A 23,005-nucleotide genomic window follows, 5' to 3' on the forward strand; every position below is an offset into this window, starting at 1 on the left:
CGCCCGGCTTTTTACACAGGCGCCCAGCGGCCGCGGCTGCGGCGCAGCACGGTCAGCGCACCGGTGAGCGCAACGCGTTCGACGGCGTCGCGCATCATGGCTGCCGACTCCAGCGCCTGGCTGTTTTCGGCGCTGTAGGCGGTGGCATCGACCAGGAAGCGCAGGTTCAGCTGGGGTACGCCCCCGGCGAGCTCAAGCTGGTGCGATTCGACGTGGTGCCGCGTCCCGAGCGCCTCGATGGCCGCGGCCATGACGGCTTCAGGAGCGGTCCCCGGCTTGAGCCCGGTGATCTTCAGTCTGGTCTGGAACGACGGCATGGAACAACCCTAGCCGCCCCCACACCCTCCCGTTGCGCTATCACTTTTGGCTGCCAAAAAGCCGAAATGGCCGCCATAGGTGATAGGGCAACAGAGGGGAGGGCAGAGGCTGGGCGCGCTGGAGCCAGGGTACCGGTTACCCCGTGTTGCGCAGCCCCGCGGCGACTCCGTTGACCGTGATCAGCATGGCGCGCTGGAGCCGTTCGTCGATCTCGGCCCCGGTCATGCCCTCCGCGGCCTCGGCCCGGACGCGGCGCAGCAGTTCCACCTGCAGGTAGCTGATCGGGTCGAGGTACTGGTCCCGGATCTCGAGGGAGCGCTTCAGGGTGGGCTGGGCATCGAGGATCACGTGCTCGCCGGTGAGGTTCTGGATTTCCTCGACGGTGAGCTCATATTCGGCCCGGATGGCACGGAACAGGTGGTGCAGATCCGCCGGCACCAGGGTGGAGACGTAGTAGCCGGCAATGTCCATGTCCGTCTTCGCCAGGGTCATCTCAACGTTGGAAAGCACCGAGCGGAAGAAGTGCCAGCCCTCGATCATCTCCTTGAGCTGGGCCGAGTTACCGGCCTCGCGCGCGGCCTTGAGGCCTGAGCCCACACCGAACCAGCCCGGCACGATCTGCCGCGACTGCGTCCAGCCAAACACCCACGGGATGGCGCGCAGGCCCTCAAGCCCGGCGCCCGAATCGGGCCGCTTGGACGGGCGGGACCCGATGTTGAGGGACCCCAGCTGCTCCACCGGGGTGGAAGCCATGAAGTACGCGGGCAGGTCGGGGTCATCAATCAGCGTGCGGTAGCGCGCAAACGCGGCGTCGGAGACGGTTTCCATGACGTGGCCGTAGCGCACCCGCTGGTCCTCCGAGGTGCGCGGCGTGCGGTGCAGGGCCGAGCCCTGCAGCACCGCGGCCAGGGAGAGTTCGAGGTTTTCCCGGGCCAGCTCCGGCAGGGAGTACTTGTCCGAGATGACCTCGCCCTGCTCAGTGAACTTGATCTCGCCCTCGAGCACGCCGTTGGGCTGGGCCATGATGGCATCGTAGGTCGGCCCGCCGCCGCGGCCCACCGAGCCGCCGCGGCCGTGGAAGAGGCGCACGCGGACGCCGTGCTTGGCGGCCACGTCGCGCAGCTTGCGCTGGGTCTTGTAGATCTCCCACTGGCTCGTCATGACGCCGGACTCCTTGTTGGAGTCCGAGTAGCCGAGCATGATCTCCTGCACGTCGCCGCGGAGCCGGACGAGTTCGCGGTAGGACGCATCGGAGAGCAGCCGGTCCACGATCTCGGCTGAGGCGCGGAGCTCGTCCACGGTCTCCAACAGCGGCGCGAAGCCGATCTTGGCGTAGGGCGCCTCGCCGAAGAGGCTGACCAGGCCGGCCTCGCGGGCCAGCACGGCCGCGGCCAGGACGTCGTCCGCACCGCGGGTCATGGAGATGATGTAGGTCTCGATCACGTCGGGACCGTAGGTGCGCAGGGCGCGCCGGATCTCCCGGAAGACGTCGTAGGTGCCGTCGGCGACGCCGTCGAGCTTGATCGGGTGGCCGGAGAGCGGGCGCCGGGACGCGAGTTCGGAGCCCAGCACCTCGAGCCGCTCGGCGCGGCTGAGTTCCGCGTACCGGACACCGGGCCCGCCTAGGCGGTCCATGAGCTGCCCGACGGCGTCGTGGTGGTGGTCGGCGTGCTCGCGGATGTCGAGGGTGGCCAGGTGCAGGCCGAAGGAGGCGATGGCGCGGCGGACCCGGGACAGGGCGCCGTCGGCGGCGAGGGCCGCGTGGTGGTTGCGCAGCGACCGTTCCAGCAGGCCGAGCTCGGCGAGGAGCTCCGCGGTGGCGGTGTAGTCGCGGCCGGGCTCGTGCGCGGATCCGGCCGCGACCCGCCGGCCGGTGTTGATCAGTTTGGCCTTGATGCAGGTGAGTTTGAGCCGGTAGGGCTCCTGCGCGTTCAGCTCGAGGACGCGGCGGTCCAGGCCAGGCAGGTTCCCCAGGTCGACGTCGATCGAGTCCAGGAGCTCCTGGTCCGCCCCGGCCAGCGCGGTCGAGTTGGACAGGATCGAGATGAGCCCGTCGATCAGGCCGATGCTGATCCGTACGGCGTGCTGGTTCTGGATCTGGAGGATTTCGCGGGTGACGGCGGCGGTGACGTTGGGGTTTCCGTCCCGGTCCCCGCCGATCCAGGAGCCGAAGCGGATCGGGGCTTTCTGCGGCGGCAGCGTGACGCCGTGCTCGGCGAGCAGCTCGGAGAGGTCCGAGAGCATTTCCGGCATGGCGTCGCTGAGGATCCCGGTGAGGTAATAGATGGCGTTCCGGGCCTCGTCCACGGGGGTGGGCCGGACCTGGCGCAGCTCGTCCGTCTGCCACATCTGGTCGATCACTTCGGACAGGTGGCGGTCCTGGCGGCGGCGGGCGGACGTGCCCTCACCCGTGGACTCGGACAGGATGTCCGAGAGCCGGCGGATCTTATCCAGCACGGAGCGGCGCGAGGCCTCGGTGGGGTGCGCGGTGAAGATGGGGCGGACGTCGAGCTCGTTGACGACTTCCTGCAGCACGGAGTTGCCGGCCTGGTCCGCGATCTCCTCCACGGCCTTGGCGAGCCAGCCATCCTTCTCCTGCCGGGTGCGCAGCCCGCGGACCCGGTGGACCTGCTCGGCGGCGTTCGCCAGGTGGAAGTAGAACGCGAAGGCGCGGACCAGGTCGGTGGCCTGCTCCAGCGGCAGGGAACCGAGCAGTTCGCGGACCTGGGCGACGACGTCGTACGAGCTCCAGGGCCCGGTGGCGTCGGCGCCGCCGCGGGCGGCTTCCTTGGATTCCTTGGTCAGCAGGCGCACCTGCTCCACCAGGTCCAGGAGTTCGGGGCCGTGCTGGCGGACCAGGGATTCGCCGAGGAGGGTGGAGACCCGGCGGACATCGGCCCGGAGTTCGGCGGCAAGATCGGTGTCGGAATGCATTGCAGTGTCAGCCATGGAAACTATCTTTCGAGGGTTCGACGTGGCTCGTACACTGCGCTGGATACTGTGAGCCTGATTACTTCTTCCCATGGGATGTTACCCGCAGGCACTCCCGGCTGGAATTCCGTCTCAGATAGTGTCAGGCCCCGCCGCGGCGCCCCGACGTCTTTTCCCCCGGCCCCCAACCAGCCCGCAGCAGGGGCCGTGCTGAACATCAGAACGGCCCCTGCTGCGAGCTTGGCGGGTGAAGCGGTTAGCGCGCGATCTTGAAGTTGAACTCGCCGGTGCCCAGCGCGCCCCAGAGCCGCAGCCAGATCGGCAGGATCATTTCCGCGCCGCGGGCACTCGTGATGTCGCCGAGGTCGATCACGTCGCGGTGGCCGAAGCCCTTGAGGATGTCGGTCACGGCCGCCTTGGCGTCGGCGTCATTCCCGGAGACGAACACCGAGTGCTCGCCGCCGGCCACGCGCGCCGGATCCACCATCACTGACGCCGTCATGGTGTTCAGCGTCTTCACCACCTTGGCCTCCGGGAAGGTCCGCTGGATCTGCTCGCCCAGGCTGTCCGTGTTCACCGGGTTCAGCGACGGCGGCATTCCCTGCGAGAAGTCCAGCGGGTTGGAGATGTCCATGATGACCTTGCCGGCCAGGTTATCGGTGCCAGCGGCGGACAGGGCCGCCAGCGAGCCGCCGCCGTTGGTGGCGTTGACGATCAGCTCGGCGCCGGCCGCGGCGTCGGCAAAGGCGGCGACACCGACTCCGGTGTTCGCGGCATGCCACTGGGCGAACGGCCCGGTGCCCATCATGTCCGGCTCGGTCCGGGCCAGCGTTGCCTGCGGGTCGCGGGTACCGATCACGACGTCGTGACCCTGACCCGCCAGTGCGCCGGCAATTGTGCGCCCGACCATGCCGGTTCCCAGTACTGCAATCTTCATGGTGTCCTCGTTCTGGAGTCGTGGAGTAGACAGGTTCGTCTACGTGTGGCCTCGACGCTATCAGACAGATCTGTCTACGGCAATAAGCGCAGTCACGCGACCTCTCGGACACCAGCGACTGACAAAGTTTGAAATCTGTCAGCTGATTGTTGTATCGTCATTCCATGACAACTTCTACTCTCGGCACCACCCGCGCCCTGGGCTCCACCGGTCCCAGCACCGCCGCCATCGGCCTCGGCCTGATGGGCATGTCCGATCTTTACGGCCCCGCCGACGACGCCGAGAGCGTCGCCACGATCCAGGCCGCCCTCGACGCAGGCGTGACCCTGCTGGACACCGGGGACTTCTACGGCATGGGCCACAACGAAATGCTGCTGCGCGACGCGATCCGCGGCCGGCGGCGCGAGAACGCCCAGATCAGCGTGAAATTCGGGGTCCTGCGCGATGCCCGGGGCGGATGGAACGGGGTGGACACCCGCCCCGCGGCCATCAAGAACTTCCTGGCCTATACCCTCCGGCGCCTCGGCACCGACTACGTGGACATCTACCGGCCGGCCCGCCTGGATCCGTCCGTTCCGGTGGAAGAAACTGTGGGAGCGCTGGCCGAGCTCGTGCAGCAGGGCATGATCCGCCACATCGGCCTCTCGGAGGTCGGCGCCGACACGCTGCGCCGCGCCAACGCCGTCCACCCGGTCTCCGACCTCCAGATCGAGTACTCCCTCCTCTCCCGTGGCATCGAGCAGGACATCCTGCCAGCGGCCCGCGAACTGGGCATCGGCATCACGGCGTACGGTGTGCTGTCGCGCGGCCTGGTGTCCGGCCACTGGCCGGCCGCCGGAACTGGGAACCGGCGCGACTTCCGGGCCCACCTGCCCCGCTTCTCCGGCGAGAACCTGCAGCGGAACCTCGAGCTCGTCGAACGGCTCCGCGAGATTGCCGACCGCAAGGGCGCGACCGTCGCCCAGCTCGCCATCGCCTGGGTCCTGTCCCGCGGCGAGGACATCGTCCCCCTCGTTGGCGCCCGCCGGCGCGAACGGCTTGCCGAGTCCCTGGGCGCGGTCGATCTGCTCCTTTCCGCCGAGGACCTGGCAGCAATCGAGGCCGCCGTCCCCGCCGACGCGGCCGCGGGCACCCGCTACGACGCCGGCCAGATGGCCATGCTCGACAGCGAACGCCGGTGACCCCTGTGGCCGTCGTCCTGACCGAGGAGCGCATCCTCGATGCCGCCGAGGATGTGCTGCGGCGCTTCGGACCGGCCAAGGCCACAGTGGTGGACGTAGCGAAGGCCCTGGGCGTCAGCCACGGCAGCGTCTATCGGCACTTCCCCACAAAGGTGGCACTGCGGGACGCGGTGGCCCGGCGCTGGCTGGACCGCCTCGCGGAGCCGCTGGATCCTGCCCGCGATACGGACGGCCCGGCCGCGGAACGCCTGCTCCGCTGGCTCGAACGCCTCGCGGCCATCAAGCAGGGCCTGGCACTGAACGATCCCGAGCTGTTTGCCACGTTCGGCCAGCTGACCGCCGAGGCGCGGGAAGTGGTGGCGGCCCACGTTGACCACCTGGCCGCAGCGCTCACGGAGATCATCGCCGACGGCGTCAGCAGCGGCGAATTCGCCGTCCCGGATCCGGTGCCGGCCGGCCGTGCCGTCCTGCACGCCACGGCGCGGTTCCACCACCCGCTGCACGCAGCGGAATGGGCGGACCCGGCCATCGGGTCCGAGCTGCGGGAGGTCTGGCGGCTGCTCGTGTGGGGCCTGGCCGCCCGCCCGTAGCCGCCTGATCAGCCGGGGGCGGGCCGGAGGTACGTCATTGACGGGGTGCGGAGCGAATGACAAAGCGGCATAGACAGACTTGTCTGTGTACGATTGAGCCATGACCTCGCCAGCAGCAACCGCCCCGCCGGCTGCCCGCACGCCCGCCGGGCATGCCCGGGAGAAGATCCTGGCCACTGCCTTCCGGCTCTTCTACGCGCAGGGCTTCCGGGCGGCCGGCATCGACACCATCATCGCGGAGTCCGGCGTCGCGAAAGCCACGTTCTACAAGTACTTTCCGGCCAAGGACGACCTCATTCTGGCCTACCTGGAGAAGGTGGACGGCGTCTGGACCGGGCAGCTGCACGCCGCCGCCGAGGCAGCCGGCGAGGACCCGGCCGCGCAGCTCGTGGGTCTGTTCGATGCCCTGACAGCCGCCTGCCGGCGCGACGGCTACCGCGGCTGCGCCTTCATCAACGCGGCCGCCGAGTCGGCCGCCGGCACCCGCGTCCACGACCGGACTGTGGCCCACAAGCGGCAGATCCGCGCCTGGATCCGGGACCTGGCCGCACGCGCCGGCGCCCGGGACCCGGACCAGCTCGCCCGCAGCCTGACCCTGCTGCTCGACGGCGGCTTGGCCAGCGGGGTGCTCGACGGCGACCCGGACGCGGCCGCCGCAGCCGGAACTACCGCGGCCCAACTCGTGGCGGCCAGCCTCAAAACACCGCCCGCCCCCAACTGATCCCCTGGAGGTGCCCATGACCACGCCTGAACCCGGCCCTGGCGCGAAGCCCACACCCGATGCAGCGCAGAACCCGCAGCTGGCCCGCTGGCAGCGCTTCCGGACCAGCCGCAACGCGGCCCTCGCCAGCGAGCACGGCTGGCTCACGCTGACCTCCTTCCAGTGGCTCGAAGGCGAGCCGGCCGCCGTCGAGTTCGCCCCCGGCCTCTGGTCCACGGACGGCACCGCGGCGGTCCTCACCGCCGCCGCGTCCGACGGTCTGACCCTCGTGGAAACCGGCGAACCCGTGGACGGGACCATCAGCGCCGTGCTCGCCGACGAGGAATCACTGATGTGGGTCCAGTACGGCGGCGACGACGGCCGCCAAGTGGTGGTGGAGCTCGCCATGCGGGCGGACAAGTACGCCATCCGCACGCGCGACTCCCAGTCGCCGGTGTTCACGGAGTTCGACGGCGTGCCCACCTTCGACTTCCGCCCGGACCTGGTCATCGAGGCCCGGTTCATGCCCTATCCCGAGCCCGTGGATGTCCCGATCGGCACGGCCAACCCGCTCGTGGACGGGGTCCACCGCTCGGTCGGCGAGCTGGTCTTCCGGCTGCCCGGCACGGACCACGAGTTCCACCTGCAGGCCGAGGAGGAGAAGCTCGGCGCCCTGACGGTGACGTTCCACGACGAGACCAACGGGGAAAGTACGGACGAGTGGCGGAAGGTGTCCACCGCAAGGCCGCGGCCAGACGGCTCCGTCATTCTGGACTTCAACCGGGCCATCAACTACCCCAGTGCCTTCACCCCGTACGGCACCTGCCCCATGCCGGTGCGGAACAACAGCCTCGACGCGAAGATCGAGGCCGGCGAGAAGGAACCCGGCCTCTTCTAGACGGTCTTCTAGACGATCGCGGACACGCCGGTCACGGCGCGTCCCGTGATCAGGGTGTTGATCTCGAACGAGCCCTCGTAGGTGTAGATCGCCTCGGCGTCGGAGAAGATCTTGGCCATCCGGTAGTCGGTGACGATCCCGTTGCCGCCCAGCAGGGACCGGCCCATCGCCACGGTTTCGCGCATCCGGACGCTGACATAGGACTTTGCGAGGGCCACCTGCGGCATGTCCGCGGCGCCGGCGTCCTGCAGCTGGGCGATCCGGACCATCATGCCCATGCTGGCCACGGCGTTGCCGAGCATGGTCACCAGCTGCTGCTGGACCAGCTGGAACTTCGCCAGCGGGCGGCCGAACTGCTGGCGTTCGACGGCGTACTGCCGGGCGACGTCGAACGCCGCGAGCTGCTGCCCCACGCCCTGCCAGGCCACCATGATCCGGGAACCGCGCAGGAGCTCGTTGGTGTCCTCGAAGCTGCTGATCCCGGCGAAGCGGTCCGTTTCGGCCACCCGGACGTCGGTGAAGACGATGTCCGCGTTCTGCACCGTGCGCAGGGCAATCTTGTTCTCGATCCGGCTCCGGCTCACGCCCGGCAAGGTGGCGTCGACGATGAAGCCGCGGATGCCGCCGTCGGCCTCGTCCCGGGCCCAGACCAGCATGTAGTCGCAGAACGTCCCGTTGCCGATCCAGCGCTTGGCGCCGTTGAGCACCCAGGCGTCGCCGCCGCCGGCCGCGCCGCCGGGGACCCGCCGGGCCCGGGTTTCCATCCCGCCGGCAACGTCCGAGCCGTGGTCCGGTTCGGTGAGGGCAAAGGCGCCGGTGGTGCGCAGGCTTGCCGCGTCCTCGAGCAGGCGTGCCTTTTGCTCCTCGGAGCCGAAGCCGTAGAGCGATTCCACGAAGAGGTCATGGTGGACCAGGAAGAAGGTGGCGAGCGAGGTGTCCACCCGGGTCATTTCGGCGATGACGATCCCGGCGAACAGGTTGCTGTAGCCGCGCTGGGCCGGGGCGCTGAGCTCCAGGGCGGCCAGCTTGGGCAGGATGTGGGCCGGGAATTCGGCCTTGTTCCACCAGTCCGTGGCGAACGGGGCGACCTCGGCGGCCAGGAACTCGCGCAGCTGCACCAGCTTGGCCCGTTCCGCCGTGCTGAGCAGTGCTTCGTAATCGAAGAAGTCCGCGGTGGGCAGCCCCGCCACAGACGGTGCGGCCGGCCCTGTCGAGGTCATTTCAGCAGGGGCCGGCCCTGTCCCGGTCATTTCGGCGGCGGCCGGCCCGGCAGGGGCCGGCCCTGTCGCGGTCATTTCGGGCCCATCCGGATGGCACCGTCGAGGCGGATCGTCTCGCCGTTGAGCATGGCGTTCTCCACAATGTGTGCGGCGAGGTTCGCGTATTCGGCCGGCCGGCCCAGCCGCGAGGGGTGCGGCACCTGCTGGCCGAGGGAGTCCTGCGCCTCCTGCGGCAGGCCGGCCATCATGGGGGTCTCGAAAATGCCCGGCGCGATGGTGACCACCCGGATCAGCGAGCGCGCGAGTTCGCGGGCAATCGGCAGCGTCATGGCGGCGACGGCCCCCTTGGAGGCGGCGTAGGCGGGCTGGCCGATCTGGCCGTCGAACGCGGCAACGGAGGCGGTGTTGATGATGACGCCGCGTTCGGGGCCGCCGAGTTCCGTGGCGGCGGGCTCGGTGGCTGCCATGGCGGCCGCGGCGAGGCGGATCACGTTGAAGGTGCCCACCAGGTTGATCTGGATGACGCGGTTGAAGGCCTCCAGCGGGAGCACGCCGTCGCGGCCCAGGACCTTGCCGGGGGTCGCGATCCCGGCGCAGTTGACCACGATGCGCAGCGCGCCGAGGGCGGCAGCGGCGTCGACGGCGGCCTGCACCTGCGCCTCGTCCGTGACGTCGGCGGGGACAAAGACGGCGCTGCGCCCGTCCCCGGCGGCAGCGCCGGCAGCGCCGGCAGCGGCTGATGCGGTCAGCTCGGCGGCAAAGGCGTCCCCGGCGGAACCCGGCAGGTCCACGAGCACCACCGACGCGCCGGCGTCGAACAGGCGCCTGGCCGTGGCCGCTCCGAGACCGGAGGCCCCGCCCGTGATCAGCGCGACAGTACCCTTGATGTCCATCCATCCTCCTTGATGTGGAACCGAACCCCGGCCGCGAAGCCTCGACGCGGGCGGCGCCTGCAGAGGCGGCCCGCGGGGAACATTAGTTAGTGAATGTTAACTGGAATGCGGCCAATGCGCACCTTTGGGCTGCACCCGCCGGGGGCGCGGTCACGGTCGCGGTCCGGACGGGCTCCCGCGATTAGGCTTGAGCCATGACCCGAGCCGACGCCTCCGCCCCCAACTGGTCCTTCCGCGCGGACGAGGCCGCCCGCTCGGTGACCAGGCTCTTCGGGCAGCGGCTCTTCTTCCTGCCCGGCACCCACATCGCCGCGATCCTCCGGCCCTCGGGCCGGCTGAAGAACCTCTCCCGGCCTTGGCACTACTGGTGGCAGGCACACTACCTGGACTGCCTCGTGGACGCCGGCCGCCGGGAACTGGGATCCCCCGGGAATCCGGGAGCCAAGTTCGACGGCGAGAACCGGCCCAGCGCCGGCCGGCTCGCCTCCCGGCTCGTCACGGGCATCCGGCTGCGCAATTTCCTCACGGTAGTCAACAACTACTACGACGACATGGCCTGGCTGGCCCTTGCCACCCTCCGGCTGGACAAGCTCGCCGAGGACACCCGCAAGCACACCGGCCGGGAGCGCAACGCCAAGGTCCTGAAGAGCCTGACCCTGCAGTTCGACTCCGCCTCCACGGACGACCTGGGCGGCGGTACGTTTTGGAGCACGAAGCGCGACTTCAAGAACACACCCACCACCGCACCCGTGGCCCTCTACTACGCGCGGACCGGCAACCGGGCCAAGGCGCAGTCCCTGCTGGACTGGCTGGACGCCAGGCTCTACGAGCCCGAACAGGGCCTCTACCGCGACGGCCTGCGGATTTCAGGGACGGGCGACGCCGTGCTGGAAGAGACCATCTACACCTATAACCAGGGGCCCGTCCTCGGCGCCCTGCTCGAACTCGGGGGCGAGTCCAACCTCGGGCGCGCGGCCGCACTGGTCGACGCCGTGGCGCGCAACCTGACGCAGCCGGCACCGCTGCTGGGCCGCACCGCCGCCGTGCTGCGCTGCGAGGGAACCGGCGACGGCGGACTCTTCACCGGGATCCTCGTCCGTTACCTGGCCCTCGCCGCCGTCGACGAACGCCTCCCGGCCGAAACCCGGGCCACGGCGGCGGCACTCGTGAACGATACGGCCGAGGCCCTCTGGGAAGGCCGCCGGATCCTCCCCGCGCACGACCGCCTCGCCCGCCCCGGCAGCCACCTGGTCTTCTCCGACCGCACCGACGCGCCGGCACGCCGCAGCTACCCGGAAGGCGCCGCCGTCGAACTCTCCACGCAGCTCCAGGCCTGGATGGTGCTGGAGGCGGCCGCATCGATCGCCCCGGCGCCCGCCCCGTAACCTGGCGACAATTACGTCACGCAACAGTATCGTAATTCATGTGATCCTCATCACTTAAACCAGCCTCAGGTTGGTCGCTTAGGTTTGGCTAACCTACAGTCTTTCTTAGTGAGCATGCCCTAACTTCCCCGCTCACGGGGGGCAGGGCACTACGACGACTTCCTTGAAGAAAGTAGCCCCATGAAGATCCGCACCAACGCGCTGGCGGGCATCGCCCTGGCCGCCACTGCCGCCCTGGGCCTGGCCGCCTGCGGCTCCGGTTCCTCCGCCCCGGCCGGCAGCAGCGCAGCCGGCAACGGCTCCTCCGCCGGCGAGATCACGGTCTATAACGCCCAGCACGAATCCCTGACCAAAGAGTGGATCGACGCCTTCACCGCCGAAACCGGCATCAAGGTGACCGTGCGCCAGGGCGACGACACCGAGATGTCCAACCAGATCGTCCAGGAAGGCCAGGCCTCACCGGCGGACGTCTTCCTCACCGAGAACTCCCCCGCCATGGCCCAGGTGGAAAACGCCGGCCTCTTCGCGGATGTGGACAAGGCCACCGTGGACCAGGTCCCCGCCGAATTCCGCCCCTCCACCAACAAGTGGACCGGCATCGCGGCCCGCTCCACCGTGCTGGTCTACGACAAGAACAAGATCAGCGACGACAAGCTGCCCAAGTCCATGCTGGACCTGGCCAACCCCGAGTGGAAGGGCAAGTGGGCCGCCTCGCCGTCCGGCGCCGACTTCCAGGCGATCGTCTCGGCCCTGCTGGAACTCAAGGGTGAAGCCGCCACTGAGGCATGGCTCAAGGGCATGAAGGAAAACTCCAAGCCGTACAAGGGCAACAGCACGGCCATGAAGGCCGTCAACGCCGGCGAGGTCGACGCCGCCCTGATCTACCACTACTACTACTACGGCGACCAGGCCAAGACCGGCGAGAACTCCAACAACGTCACGCCGTTCTACTTCAAGAACCAGGACCCGGGCGCCTTCGTCTCCATCTCCGGCGGCGGCGTGCTGAAGTCCTCGAAGAACGCCGCAGCGGCCCAGTCCTTCCTGAAGTTCATCACCGGCAAGAAGGGCCAGGAAGTGCTCCAGAAGGGCACCTCCTTCGAATACGCTGTCGCTTCGGACGTCCCGTCCAACGACAAGCTGGTTCCGCTCAAGGAGTTGCAGGCCCCCACCGTGGATCCCGCCAAACTCAATTCCGCCAAGGTCACCGAACTGATGACCCAGGCAGGACTGCTGTAGCAGCAGTGACTAACAAGCTGGCGGTCTCCGGTCCCTCTGCGGATTTGACGACTGACACGACGACGGCGGGCAGGGGCAAACGCCCCCGCCCGCCTTTCGGCGTCTCTGTCGTGTCCATCATCGCGGTCCTGATCGCCCTGTTTTCCCTGGTGCCCCTGGCCTACGTGGTCTTCATGACAGCCTCCACCGGCTGGGACACTGCCATCGCCCTGATTATCCGGCCGCGCGTGGGCGAGCTCCTGCTGAACACAGTGCTGCTGACAGTGGTGACGGTGCCGCTGTGCCTGGTCCTGGGCGTCGGCGGCGCGTGGCTCGTCGAACGCACCAGCCTTGTGGGCCGGAAGTGGTGGGCCGTACTGCTTGCCGCCCCGCTGGCCATCCCCGCGTTCGTCAACAGCTACGCGTGGGTTTCCGCCGTGCCGTCCCTCGGCGGGCTGTGGTCCGGGGTCCTGATCGCCACCCTGTCCTATTTCCCCCTCGTGTACATCCCGGCCGCCGCGACGCTCAGCCGCCTGGATCCGGCGATCGAGCAGTCCGCCGCCTCCCTCGGCCTCGGCGCCTGGCGCGCGTTCTTCCGCGTGGTGCTCCCGCAGTTGCGCATCGCCATGACCGGCGGCGGGCTGCTGGTCGCCCTGCACCTGCTGGCCGAATACGGGGCATTCGCGATGATCCGCTTCGACACCTTCACCACCGCGATCATGGTGCAGTACCAGTCCACGTTCAACGGGACGGCCGGGAACATGCTGGCCAGTGTCCTGGTGTTCCTCTGCCTGATCCTGCTGCTCGTGGAGGTCCGCAGCCGCGGCAGCGCCCGCTACGCCAGGATCGGCTCCGGGGCCCAGGCGCGCGCCTTGCGCCTGCCCCTGCACGCCTACCAGCTACCCGCCCAGCTGTCCCTGATCGCCCTCACCGGGCTGGCTTTCGGGCTGCCGCTGACGTTTGTGTTGCGCTGGATCGTCGCCGGCGGCCCGGAAATCTGGGCTGCCGAGGAATTCATGCCGGCCCTCCTGCAGACCTTGGCCTACGGCCTCGCGGCGGCCGTCGCCACCACCGTGGTCGCGTTCCCCATGGCCTACCTGGCCGTGCGGCGGCCCGGCTGGTTCAGCAAGTCCCTGGAGCTGTCCAACTACATCACCAGCTCCATGCCCGGGATCGTGGTGGGCCTGGCCTTCGTGACCGTGAGCATCCGGATGGTGCCCAGCATGTACCAGACCTCGGCGCTGCTCATCGCGGCCTACGTGCTGCTGTTCCTCCCCCGGGCCCTCGTGAACATCCGCTCGGGGCTGTCCCAGGCACCGAAGGAACTCGACGAGGCCGCCCAGGTGCTCGGCAAGCCGCCGTTGCTGGCCTTCCTGCGCGTGACGCTGCGCCTCACGGCCCCCGCCGCGGCAGGCGGCGCGGCCCTGGTGTTCCTGGGGATTGTCAACGAGCTCACCGCCACCCTCCTGCTCTCGCCCAACGGGACCCGCACACTCGCCACGGAGTTCTGGAGCAAGAGCAGCGAGATCGACTACGCTGGCGCCGCCCCCTATGCGCTGCTGATGATCCTGATCTCAGCACCCATGACCTACCTCCTCTTCCAGCAGTCCAAGAAAGTAGCCGGACAGTGACCGATATTTACCCGTCGCGTGAGGCCCCCTCGCGTCTCCCCGAGCCGCGGGTCGCGGCTTCCGTGGCCACCAGCACCAACAGCCACCTGGAAATCGACGCGGTCACCAAAAACTTTGGGCCCCAGGCCGTCCTCAAGGGCGTCAACCTCTCCGTCGCCAAGGGCGGAACGACGGCGATCGTGGGACCCTCCGGCTCCGGCAAGACCACGCTCCTGCGCCTGATTGCCGGCTTCGAACACCCGGACACCGGCAGCATCTCGCTCAACGGGATCAAGGTGGCCGGGGAGAACGCCTGGGTCCCGGCCCACAAGCGGCACGTCGGCTATGTCGCCCAGGACGGCGCCTTGTTCCCGCACCTGACGGTCGGACAGAACATCTCCTTCGGGCTGGACGCCGCCCAGCTCCCCGGCGGGCGCCGCGGTGTCAAGGCCCGGGTGGGCGAGCTGCTGGAAATGGTCTCCCTGGACCCGGCGATGGCCAAGCGCCGTCCGCACCAGCTCTCCGGCGGGCAGCAGCAGCGGGTCGCCCTGGCCCGGGCGCTGGCCCGCAAGCCCGCGCTCATGCTGCTGGACGAGCCCTTCTCCGCCCTGGACGCCGGCCTGCGCGTGGCCACCCGCCGCGCCGTGGCCCAGGTCCTGAAGGACGCCGGCGTCACCACGATCCTCGTCACGCATGACCAGGCCGAGGCGTTGTCCTTCGCCGACCAGGTGGCCGTCATGCGCGGCGGCAAGCTGGCCCAGATCGGCAACCCGTTCGTCGTCTACACGCGCCCGGCGGACCGTGCCACCGCCGAGTTCCTGGGCGACGCCGTGATCCTGGATGCCTGGATGGAAGGTTCCCTGGCCACGTGTTCGCTCGGCGGGATCCCCGTGCGCCGCCCGCCGGCCCAGGGCCGGGTCCAGCTGATGCTGCGGCCCGAGCAGATCCGCATTTCCGAGGACGGCCCCATCCGCGGCACGGTGGTGGACACGGACTACTTCGGCCCCGAGACCACGGTGCGGCTCCAACTCCCCGTCCCGCCGGTCCTTGCCGCCGGCGCCGTCCCGGACCACCGCTACCCCGGCGGCGGGGAAATCATCACCATCCGGCACTGGAACGCCTCGATCGCCCGCCCCGGCACGGAGCTGCGGCTTCGCGTGGTGGGCGAGGCCGTCGCCTTCCCGATGGAAGAGCAGCAGTCCCAATAGTCCGCTGCTTTAGGGAGACGTGGTCGTGCAGGTCAACGGGCCTGGCGTCGTAATCCCTCACAGCTAGACCCAACCCACGAGCGACATACATCCGGAGCTTGCGTCCGATAGTCGATCCGTCTGCACATCACGTGCGCGGCGCCGCCCTCGGCGGTCCCCGCCTCCGGCAATAGCCGTGCATGGAAGCGCCGGGCTTTGGCTGCTCAAGCGGAAGAACTCAGATCGAGCCTGTCGTCTGGCGGGGAGCCATAGAGCGTTGTCATGCAGGAGCTCTCTGTTCCCGTGTGACCCGCTCGAAAAACTGCCCGGTCAAGGTACCCGGAACGCTACACTCCAGGTTGTCTCACAACCCTAGGGTTTAGAGACGCGTGATGGGGTCTCCTATTGGTTGCTACGGGTGGGGCTCGGGGAAGATTTTGTGAATGACTGATCCGTCGCCGTGAAAGATGAGAGTTCTGCTTTGGCCCTCAATCCAGACCCAAAAGTATGAGGCATCTTCGCCGACGTCATCCACGGTGCCACGTTCGGGCGCACATCCGGTTCGTTTGACGATCACTCTGTCGCCCGGGTTCAGGTGGATCCAGTTGTGGTAACTGAGCAGGCGGGTTTGGGATACGGGGAATGCGACGTTCACTAGCTGAGTGTTTGCATTCATGGTGTTCCTTCCGGTGCATTTGGCGTTTCCGTCCATCAGGTCCGGGTATACAAGGATCGGGCGGGGCGGGCACTCGTGTGCACGCCCCGCCCTTTATTTCCAGTACTGCCAGGGGTCAGTTCTGGGGTTCCACTGCGTGCTTGGGGGCCACCGCCTCCTGCTCGGCGGAGTTGTCTTCTTTGTCTGCTGGGCCCGTCTTTTTCTGCACCCGGCGGGCCCATGATGAGGTCACGATCGGGCAGAGTACTGCGGAGACGACGACCGAGGCTGCCACGAGGACGGTGGCGTGCTCTGCGGCTGGCGCGTAGACGGGGTTGGCTGCGGCGACGATGGCGGGGACGAGCGCGGCATTTCCGGCTGTGGTTGCTGCAGCGAGGCCGGCAACGCCGTCGCCGCCGGTGAGTTTGTCGGCCAGCAGCAGCACGGCGCCGCCGGCGAAGACCACAAACAGGCCTAGGCCGATGCCGAGCAGCCCGGCTTCAACGACGGCGTTGAGGTTGATGGTCAGTCCGAGGGCCAGGCCCAGGAACGGCACCATCGCTGGTACGAGTGGAGCCAGGAGGTCCCGCATGTTCTTGTCCAGGTTTCCGAGGAGCATGCCGAGTGCGAGCGGGAGGATGGCGCCGACGAGTGCCTGCCAGGGGAATGCGGACAGTCCGGCGATTCCCAGGGTGACCATGGTCAGGAAGGGGCCTGATTCCAGGGACAGGATGGAGTAGGCGCCTGCGTCCCGTTTGCGCCCGAACTGGCCCATCAGTGAGATGTAGAGACCGCCGTTGGTGTCGTTCAATGCGGCGACGAGTGCGAGGGTTGACAGGCCGGCAAAGATCCCGGATTCGATGGGTGCTTCGCCGAGGAAACGCCCGGCGATGACGCCGATCAGGATGGCGAAGAGGATTTTGGAGCCGAGCAGTACACCGCCCTTCTTAAGGATGTAGGGCGTTGATTTGACCTCCAGGGTTGCCCCAAGGCAAACGAAGAACACTGCAAGGAGCGGGGTGAGGCCGGTGAAGAAAGCCCCCGTGAATGAACCGAAGAACTTTCCGGCGTCCGGGGCCAGGGTATGGATGACGGCGCCGATGCCAAGGGGCACCAGCATCATTCCGCCGGGGACTTTTTCCAGGGCTTTTTTGATGGGAATCGACATTGATTTCTCCTGTGAATAGCTGGGTAGCTGGTGCTTTGGTCGGCGCGTTCTGCGGGGCAGATTCGCGGGTGGGTGTGTGCTTAGCCGAGGCCCGGGACAAGCAGGACTTTGCACGCGTCTCCGGTGAGCAGTTCGACGGCTTCGTCGATTTCGCTGAGCTTCTTGCGGTGGGTGATGAGCCAGTCCAGCTCCAGCTTTCCGGAGTCCAGAAGCAGCAGGCTTTGTTCCCAGGTTTCCCAGAGCCGGCGTCCGAAGATGCCGCGAAGGGTGATGCCCTTTTTGTTGATGTATGCGGCAATATCGACTTCTGCGGGGCGGCTTGGGTGTCCGACGGTGATGACGGTGGCTTCGCGGCGGACGGCTTCGAAGAGCGTTGTCAGGGTGCCGGGAGCCCCGGAGCATTCGAAGGCAACGTCGAAGCCGCCGCGGCGGCCGGTCAGTTCGCGGCAGCGTTCGACGATGCCGTCATTGGGGTGCAGGGCCGTCGCACCGAGCTTTTCGGCTTGGGCCCTCCGGTAGGGGTTGGGGTCGACGGCGATGACGTGTGAGGCGCCCATGAGCAGTGCGAGGTTCACGACGACGAGGCCGACAGGTCCCGCTCCGCTAACGAGCACGGCCCGGCCTGCGACGGAGTAGTTGGCGCGCTGTATGGCGTGCACGGCTACGCCGGCTGCCTCGAGCAGGGCGCCGGATTCGAGGGACAGGCCGGTGGGGAGCTTGACGCAGATGTCCTGCGGGACGGCGGCGTACTCGGCGAAGACACCGTCGATGTGCATGCCGAGGATGCCGGTGCGTTCGCAGGTGTGCGCGTCGCCGGTGCGGCAGGGGAAGCACTGGCCGCAGGTCAGGTGGCTTTCGAGGGCAACCTGGTCGCCAATTTTAAGCCCGGTGACGCCGGGTCCGACCTCGACGATGGTTCCCGCGCCTTCGTGGCCGAGGATGACCGGGAGGTTGAGGTTGAATGCCTGGGCTGAGGGGGTCCATTCGTAGAGTTCGCGGTCGGTGCCGCACAGGGACGCGGCTCCTACTTCGATGACGACGGATCCTTCTGTTGCCTTGGGGTCGCCGGCGTCGGTGACGTATGTGACGCCTCGCTCGGCTGCGTTCTTGACTACTGCCCGCATGGGGGGCCGCCTTTCGTTGGTTCGGGTGGTGCGTGGAGGAATCGTTTGTGGGTCAGCCGGGGAGTTGGCCGGCGAAGCGGCGCAGGACGTCGGCCGGGCCGACCTGTCCGCCCTTGAGCAGGAGCCTGCACCGGCCGACTGCGGAGGCGCCGTCGGCTTGCAGGATTGGGCCGGCTGTGACGAACTGGTCGGAAACGCGCAGCTGGCGAACTCCCATGGCGATGAGTGCGTGGCTGGAGGTGTCACCGCCACACACGGCGATGTCGCGGGTTAGCCCGGCATCGGCCATCCTGGCGGCGATGCCGCCGATCAACGTGCCAACGTAGCCGGCGTCCACCGGCGTGCCCGCGCCGTAGCGGGGGTCCGCCGATCCGCGGGTGGTGTGCACGACCACGTTCCGGCCTGCCCGAAGGGCAGCTGAAACGCGTTCATCGAGGGCGGCCACGAGTGCGGTGTCATCGCGCTGCAGTAGTTCGGCAGGCACGGGGACGTCCTCCCAGCCATTCGATATGGAGTCATTAATCTGCTCCGCTGTGGTGCTGGAGGCTGAAGCGCTGACGGCCAGCACCGGTCCGGACGGGCGTTGCAGTCCGGGTGTGCGCGGAGCCTGGTCCGAGATAGATCGGGCCAGGGCTGCCATGATGCCGCCGGATCCCACGACGATAGATGGACCGTGGCCGTGTTCTTCCCGCGTGAGGGCTTCTGCAATGGCGTCCATCTCGTGTTCATTCACGGCATCAACCACGAAGGCCTGTGCCCCGAGGTCCCGGCGCCGGCCCGCCCAGGAGTCCTTGAAGGTCCCGTCGCCATAGGCGGGCAGATGGATAGCCCCGGGCACCTGGGTGCCGCCGAGCTGGTCGGCCAGGACCTTGCGGAGGTCCGCCTCGGACATGGGCGTGGAAGGATGCCGTGACATGACCGGGTGGCGGTCCAGCCGATAGATCTTGCCGGCGTAGGTCGCGTAGTGGTTGCTGAAGGCGGTGTACCGCCCGAAGCCCGGCTGGGCTGGCACCACGGGAATGGGCCCGTGCAGCGGAAATTGCTCGTGGAGCAGTTGGATCCCGCGGCCGATGCTCCCGACAGTGGTTGAGCTGTCGAATGTGGAGCAGACCTTGTACAGCAGCACCTCCAGATTCAGGGCCGCAATCCCGGCAAGGTCATGGGTGACCAGGTTGTCGAACGCTGTTCCGGACAGGGAGCGGGCCGGTCCTGCGAACCCGACGACGTCGGTGTCCGTGGGCAGCGGTGCGTCCCCGATGACAAGCGCAGCCTCCAACCCGTAGCGGTGGGACTGAGCCAGGACGTCGGCGGCTCCGGTGAGGTCGTCTGCAACGAAACCGAAAGCTGGCATGTCAGGCACCCTTCGCAAAAGTCTGGACTGCGTGCAGGAGGGCATCGTCCCCCGTTTGGGCCAGCTTGTCCGCGGCGAACGCAAGTGGCACTCCCTCCACGGCGGCTTCCCACGCCTGGCGCAGGGTACGCACTCCGGCGCCGGGACCGTCCGGGTGGGCCGCGACCCCGCCGCCGGCCAGCATCATCAGGTCCGTGGAACCAACCGCGTCAAACGTGGGACCGGGAGTGGTGACGTTCTGCCCGGAGGACAACACGGGAAGCGGTGCGATGGTCTGCCCGAGTGGTTTGAGGAGGCTTTGGATGTTGGCGGCGACTTCCTCGTCGAGTTCATAGAATTTGCTGCCCAGTCCGCTGGCGTGCAGGTGGTCCGCGCCGGCAAGGCGGGCCATCTGCTGCCAGACCCGGTAGTCCATCCCCAGGGCCTTGGACCGCATGGACGCCGCGAGGCCGGCGCGGTGGCCGTGAATGGGGACCTCGGCGAAGCTGCGCAGCAGAGCCAGGGCCGGTATACCCATGACCGGGATGTTCAGCATCACACAGCGGCCACCGGCTTCAACCACCAGATCGTGGCGCTTTTGCAGCCCGGCAAGGTCTCCAGTGATGTTGAAGGCATACATGGTCGAGTGCCCGGTAACCTGCTCGGCGGCGCGGATCTCTTCTGTCGCGACCGCGACCCGGCGCTCCAGCGGCAGGTACGCCGGATCAGTCATGAGCTCGTCGTCCTTGATCAGGTCAATGGATGCCATCGCCAGATCCCGGACCACCAGCCGGAACTCGTCTTCCGAGAGCCCGACATTGGGTTTGACGATGGTGCCGACCATCACGCCCTGGACGTCACTGATGAGCTTACGGGTTCCTTCAATGCCGAAGGCCGGGCCAGGGTGGGCGGCGACGAAGTCCTCGGGCAGCTGCATGTCTTGGAGCCGGCAGGCATACAGATCGCCCAGCTCGAAGAGATTGCCTGCTATGGCAGTCTGCAGGGTGGCCAGGTCGGTGCCGACGTTCTCCATCGGGAAATCAACGGTCACCAGAGCGGCACGGACTTTTTCCGGGTTGGCCCGTGACGGCAAGGAAGGCCGGCAAAAGCCGAGCTCCTGAACATCGGATATCCGGGCGGCGTGCCGTTCCCGGATCCGGGACGATTCACCGGGCACCGGCAGGAAGGTGCCGCTGGACTGCTCGCCCGCCATGATGGCTGCGGCCTTCCCGGGGTCAATTTCGGACTCTAAGTAATAGGTGCAACGCACCGAGCGCGGGTCGCGCATGGACTCTCCAATTCGAGGGGTTGTGAAACTCACGTATCCGACTGTCACCTGCAGGTACTTTCACTTCGCTCACGCGCCGATGCGGGCTCAAGCAGGTGACTCGCCCTTCGGGTCCACGGCATCTCCTGTGATTCCCCGGCCGAAGTTGTACGTACCTTTGATACGTACAATAATAGGTGGCGTAGGTCACGTCAAGACCGGTTGATAACTCGCCAGCCCGGTAAGCAGTCGGCGGAGGGCTAAGATTTGCATAGCGGCAGAGGAGTTAGCGTGAGTTTGGAACCAGCAGAAAAAGGGTCGGAGCCGACGGGACGCGCCGGCGGTTTGAACCGGGAAGCCGGAGGCCCTCTCCATGCACAGATCCGGGACATCCTGCACCGGCAGATCGTGGACCTCGCGCTCTCTCCAGGCTCCTCCCTGCCCACGGAAGAGGAACTGCAAAGGCAATTTGGGGTCTCCCGCAGCGTCGTGCGTCAGGCCCTGTCCGGCCTTTCTGACCTCGGCCTGATCCGACGTCAGCGCGGCCGCGGAAGCGTCGTGGCCGCAACACCTGTCCTCCGCCGGCACGTTCAGCGTGCGGGCGGTCTGGATGAACAGGCTGCCGCGCACGGCCAGCGCCTGCGCACTCACGTTCTTGCCGTAGAGCCCTCCGAGCCGCCCCCGGCAGGCATCGAGGCCCTTAACACCTCCAACACGTGGAAAATTGAGCGGGTTCGCTACCTCGATGATCTTCCTGTTGCTTTCATGCGGACGTGGGTCCCGCGCGACTTCTTCCCGCACTTCACCGCAGAACTGCTCGAAAACGCGTCACTCTTGAGCCTGATGCGCGACCATGGTTACCACCCGGCCGGCGGTCCCCGTCAGGTCCAGGCTGTGTCCTCAGACCCTGACCTGGCGCGGAAACTGAACATCAACACCAGGGAACCACTGCTCCTGCTCCAAGGCGTGACACGGGACGCCCTCGGCCATGGTCTCGAATGGTTCAATGTCTGGCACAGCCCCAACACAGTCTTCGACGTCGACGCGCAAGTCACCAGCCAGCCCGGGCGCGTCTCCCAAGAGCACATCCGCCGCCTACGGAACCTGACCCAGCAACTTGAATCAGAACTAGCCGACCTTGAACGAGGAGCACGCTAAAAAGCGACTACCACTGCAAACGACTTCTGACCTTGGGGAGTCCTTAACCCAACACCCGCTGGAGACCATGTAAGCGGCGAATCAGGTCTATTGTCCGAGTTGGTGTCTCATCTGCGGGAATAAGAACCGCCGCCACCATGTTCGTTTCCGGTGTGAAGAACATCGGATTCCTGTCCTTCGGCCATTGGACCGACCACCCGGATTCCGGCACGCGCACCGCGTCGGACGCGCTGTTGCAGGCGATCGACCTCGCGGTCGCGGCCGAGGAACTGGGTGCGGACGGCGCGTACTTCCGAGTCCACCACTTCGCGCAGCAATACGCCTCACCGTTCCCGCTGCTCGCTGCGATCGGGGCCCGGACAAGCCGCATCGAGATCGGCACCGGCGTGATCGACATGCGCTACGAGAACCCGCTCTACATGGCGGAGGACGCCGGCGCGGCCGACCTGATTTCGGGCGGCCGGCTGCAGCTGGGCATCAGCAGGGGTTCACCCGAGCAGGTCATCGACGGGTGGCGTTACTTCGGCTTCGCCCCCGCCGAGGGCGAATCGGACGCCGACATGGGCCGCAGGCACACCGAGCGTCTGCTCGAGGTGCTCACTGGCAAGGGCTTCGCGGCGCCGAGCCCCCGCCCGATGTTCCCGAACCCACCGGGCCTGCTGCGCGTGGAGCCGCACTCGGAGGGCCTGCGCGAGCGCATCTGGTGGGGCTCCGGCTCGAACGCCACGGCCATCTGGGCGGCGAAGCTCGGCATGAACCTGCAGAGCTCCACGCTGAAGGATGATGAGAGCGGCAAGCCCTTCCACGTCCAGCAGGCCGAGCAGATCGAGCACTACCGGCAGGCCTGGAAGGAGGCGGGGCACGAGCGGGAGCCGCGCGTCTCGGTCAGCCGCAGCATCTTCGCGCTGACGGACGAGCGCGACTGGCACTACTTCGGCCGCGACCGCCACAGCTCCGACCAGGTGGGCAACATCGACGAGAAAACGCGAGCGGTCTTTGGCCGTTCCTACGCCGGCGCCCCGGACGAGCTGGCCGCGAAGCTGGCCGAAGACGAGGCGATCGCCGCGGCAGACACCCTGCTGCTCACGGTCCCGAACCAGCTCGGTGTCGACTACAACGCCCACGTCATCGAGTCGATCCTGAAGTATGTGGCGCCGCAGCTGGGCTGGCGCTGACCCCTTGTGACAGATTCCCCGGGCACTGCAGTCGCGGTTATTTCGGCTGTATCGACGCTCTAC

The 23,005-nt window shown here is 67.7% G+C and carries 20 protein-coding genes; 10 read left to right on the forward strand and 10 right to left on the reverse strand.

Annotation, left to right across the window (positions count from 1 at the left end; genetic code table 11):
- Window positions 1–11: 11 nt before the first annotated feature.
- The 3 genes from C566_RS0110575 to C566_RS0110585 form a co-directional block, all read right to left on the reverse strand.
- Window positions 12–317: a hypothetical protein gene (locus C566_RS0110575; protein WP_018774310.1), complete on the reverse strand. Its 306-nt coding sequence runs from the start codon at window positions 315–317 to the stop codon at window positions 12–14.
- Window positions 318–453: 136 nt separating this feature from the next.
- Entirely contained in the window at window positions 454–3,267 is a 2,814-nt protein-coding gene (gene ppc / locus C566_RS0110580; RefSeq protein WP_018774311.1) for a phosphoenolpyruvate carboxylase, read from the reverse strand.
- 238 nt (window positions 3,268–3,505) lie between these two features.
- On the reverse strand, window positions 3,506–4,186 hold the full coding sequence (locus C566_RS0110585) for an NADPH-dependent F420 reductase (RefSeq protein WP_018774312.1): 681 nt from the start codon (window positions 4,184–4,186) through the stop codon (window positions 3,506–3,508).
- Between the two features lie 164 nt (window positions 4,187–4,350).
- On the opposite strand from C566_RS0110585, the gene C566_RS0110590 reads away from it, so the two are divergent.
- The 4 genes from C566_RS0110590 (at window position 4,351) to C566_RS0110605 (ending at window position 7,555) form a co-directional block, all read left to right on the forward strand.
- Window positions 4,351–5,367, forward strand: coding sequence for an aldo/keto reductase (locus C566_RS0110590; RefSeq protein ID WP_018774313.1), 1,017 nt, complete (start codon window positions 4,351–4,353; stop codon window positions 5,365–5,367).
- Window positions 5,364–5,957, forward strand: a complete 594-nt coding sequence (locus C566_RS0110595; protein WP_018774314.1) for a TetR family transcriptional regulator — start codon at window positions 5,364–5,366, stop codon at window positions 5,955–5,957. Before C566_RS0110590 ends, C566_RS0110595 begins: the two co-directional genes overlap by 4 nt.
- 100 nt (window positions 5,958–6,057) lie before the next feature.
- Window positions 6,058–6,678, forward strand: a complete 621-nt coding sequence (locus C566_RS0110600) for a TetR/AcrR family transcriptional regulator (RefSeq protein WP_018774315.1) — start codon at window positions 6,058–6,060, stop codon at window positions 6,676–6,678.
- A gap of 16 nt (window positions 6,679–6,694) precedes the next feature.
- Window positions 6,695–7,555, forward strand: a complete 861-nt coding sequence (locus C566_RS0110605; protein ID WP_018774316.1) for a DUF1684 domain-containing protein — start codon at window positions 6,695–6,697, stop codon at window positions 7,553–7,555.
- 8 nt (window positions 7,556–7,563) lie between these two features.
- Here C566_RS0110605 and C566_RS0110610 read toward each other — a convergent pair whose 3' ends face one another.
- Together C566_RS0110610 and C566_RS0110615 are read right to left on the reverse strand one after the other, a co-directional pair.
- Window positions 7,564–8,775, reverse strand: coding sequence for an acyl-CoA dehydrogenase family protein (locus C566_RS0110610; protein WP_026266586.1), 1,212 nt, complete (start codon window positions 8,773–8,775; stop codon window positions 7,564–7,566).
- A gap of 71 nt (window positions 8,776–8,846) precedes the next feature.
- The gene (locus tag C566_RS0110615) at window positions 8,847–9,668 is read right to left on the reverse strand and encodes an SDR family NAD(P)-dependent oxidoreductase (RefSeq protein ID WP_018774318.1); all 822 of its coding nucleotides are present in this window, start codon (window positions 9,666–9,668) and stop codon (window positions 8,847–8,849) included.
- 194 nt (window positions 9,669–9,862) lie between these two features.
- On the opposite strand from C566_RS0110615, the gene C566_RS0110620 reads away from it, so the two are divergent.
- From C566_RS0110620 to C566_RS0110635, 4 genes are all read left to right on the forward strand, one after another.
- Window positions 9,863–11,053 (forward strand): glycoside hydrolase family 76 protein, encoded by a 1,191-nt coding sequence (locus C566_RS0110620; RefSeq protein WP_018774319.1) that lies wholly within the window; start codon window positions 9,863–9,865, stop codon window positions 11,051–11,053.
- Between the two features lie 180 nt (window positions 11,054–11,233).
- Window positions 11,234–12,289, forward strand: coding sequence for an iron ABC transporter substrate-binding protein (locus tag C566_RS0110625; protein ID WP_018774320.1), 1,056 nt, complete (start codon window positions 11,234–11,236; stop codon window positions 12,287–12,289).
- A gap of 110 nt (window positions 12,290–12,399) precedes the next feature.
- A complete protein-coding gene (locus tag C566_RS0110630; RefSeq protein ID WP_018774321.1) occupies window positions 12,400–13,899 on the forward strand; it encodes an ABC transporter permease in 1,500 nt (499 codons plus the stop codon).
- Window positions 13,896–15,086, forward strand: a complete 1,191-nt coding sequence (locus C566_RS0110635) for an ATP-binding cassette domain-containing protein (RefSeq protein WP_018774322.1) — start codon at window positions 13,896–13,898, stop codon at window positions 15,084–15,086. The genes C566_RS0110630 and C566_RS0110635 overlap by 4 nt, the downstream gene beginning before the upstream one ends.
- A gap of 391 nt (window positions 15,087–15,477) precedes the next feature.
- Here the strand turns inward: C566_RS0110635 and C566_RS0110640 are convergent, their stop codons facing one another.
- The 5 genes from C566_RS0110640 to C566_RS0110660 all read right to left on the reverse strand — a co-directional run bounded on the left by C566_RS0110640 (window position 15,478) and on the right by C566_RS0110660 (window position 20,630).
- Window positions 15,478–15,720: a hypothetical protein gene (locus tag C566_RS0110640; RefSeq protein ID WP_018774323.1), complete on the reverse strand. Its 243-nt coding sequence runs from the start codon at window positions 15,718–15,720 to the stop codon at window positions 15,478–15,480.
- Between the two features lie 136 nt (window positions 15,721–15,856).
- A complete protein-coding gene (locus C566_RS0110645) occupies window positions 15,857–16,888 on the reverse strand; it encodes a 2-keto-3-deoxygluconate permease (RefSeq protein ID WP_018774324.1) in 1,032 nt (343 codons plus the stop codon).
- Between the two features lie 80 nt (window positions 16,889–16,968).
- The gene (locus tag C566_RS0110650; RefSeq protein WP_018774325.1) at window positions 16,969–18,012 is read right to left on the reverse strand and encodes a zinc-dependent alcohol dehydrogenase; all 1,044 of its coding nucleotides are present in this window, start codon (window positions 18,010–18,012) and stop codon (window positions 16,969–16,971) included.
- 52 nt (window positions 18,013–18,064) lie between these two features.
- The gene (locus C566_RS0110655; RefSeq protein ID WP_018774326.1) at window positions 18,065–19,363 is read right to left on the reverse strand and encodes a four-carbon acid sugar kinase family protein; all 1,299 of its coding nucleotides are present in this window, start codon (window positions 19,361–19,363) and stop codon (window positions 18,065–18,067) included.
- Between the two features lies 1 nt (window position 19,364).
- Window positions 19,365–20,630, reverse strand: a complete 1,266-nt coding sequence (locus tag C566_RS0110660) for a RuBisCO large subunit C-terminal-like domain-containing protein (protein ID WP_018774327.1) — start codon at window positions 20,628–20,630, stop codon at window positions 19,365–19,367.
- A 270-nt stretch (window positions 20,631–20,900) separates the two neighbouring features.
- On the opposite strand from C566_RS0110660, the gene C566_RS21340 reads away from it, so the two are divergent.
- The gene (locus tag C566_RS21340) at window positions 20,901–21,767 is read left to right on the forward strand and encodes a GntR family transcriptional regulator (RefSeq protein WP_231386320.1); all 867 of its coding nucleotides are present in this window, start codon (window positions 20,901–20,903) and stop codon (window positions 21,765–21,767) included.
- Between the two features lie 137 nt (window positions 21,768–21,904).
- Entirely contained in the window at window positions 21,905–22,942 is a 1,038-nt protein-coding gene (locus C566_RS0110670; protein WP_018774330.1) for an LLM class flavin-dependent oxidoreductase, read from the forward strand.
- Window positions 22,943–23,005 lie beyond the last annotated feature (63 nt).

Origin of the sequence: Arthrobacter sp. 131MFCol6.1 (genome assembly GCF_000374925.1) — a bacterium.
Classification (GTDB): Bacteria; Actinomycetota; Actinomycetes; order Actinomycetales; family Micrococcaceae; genus Arthrobacter.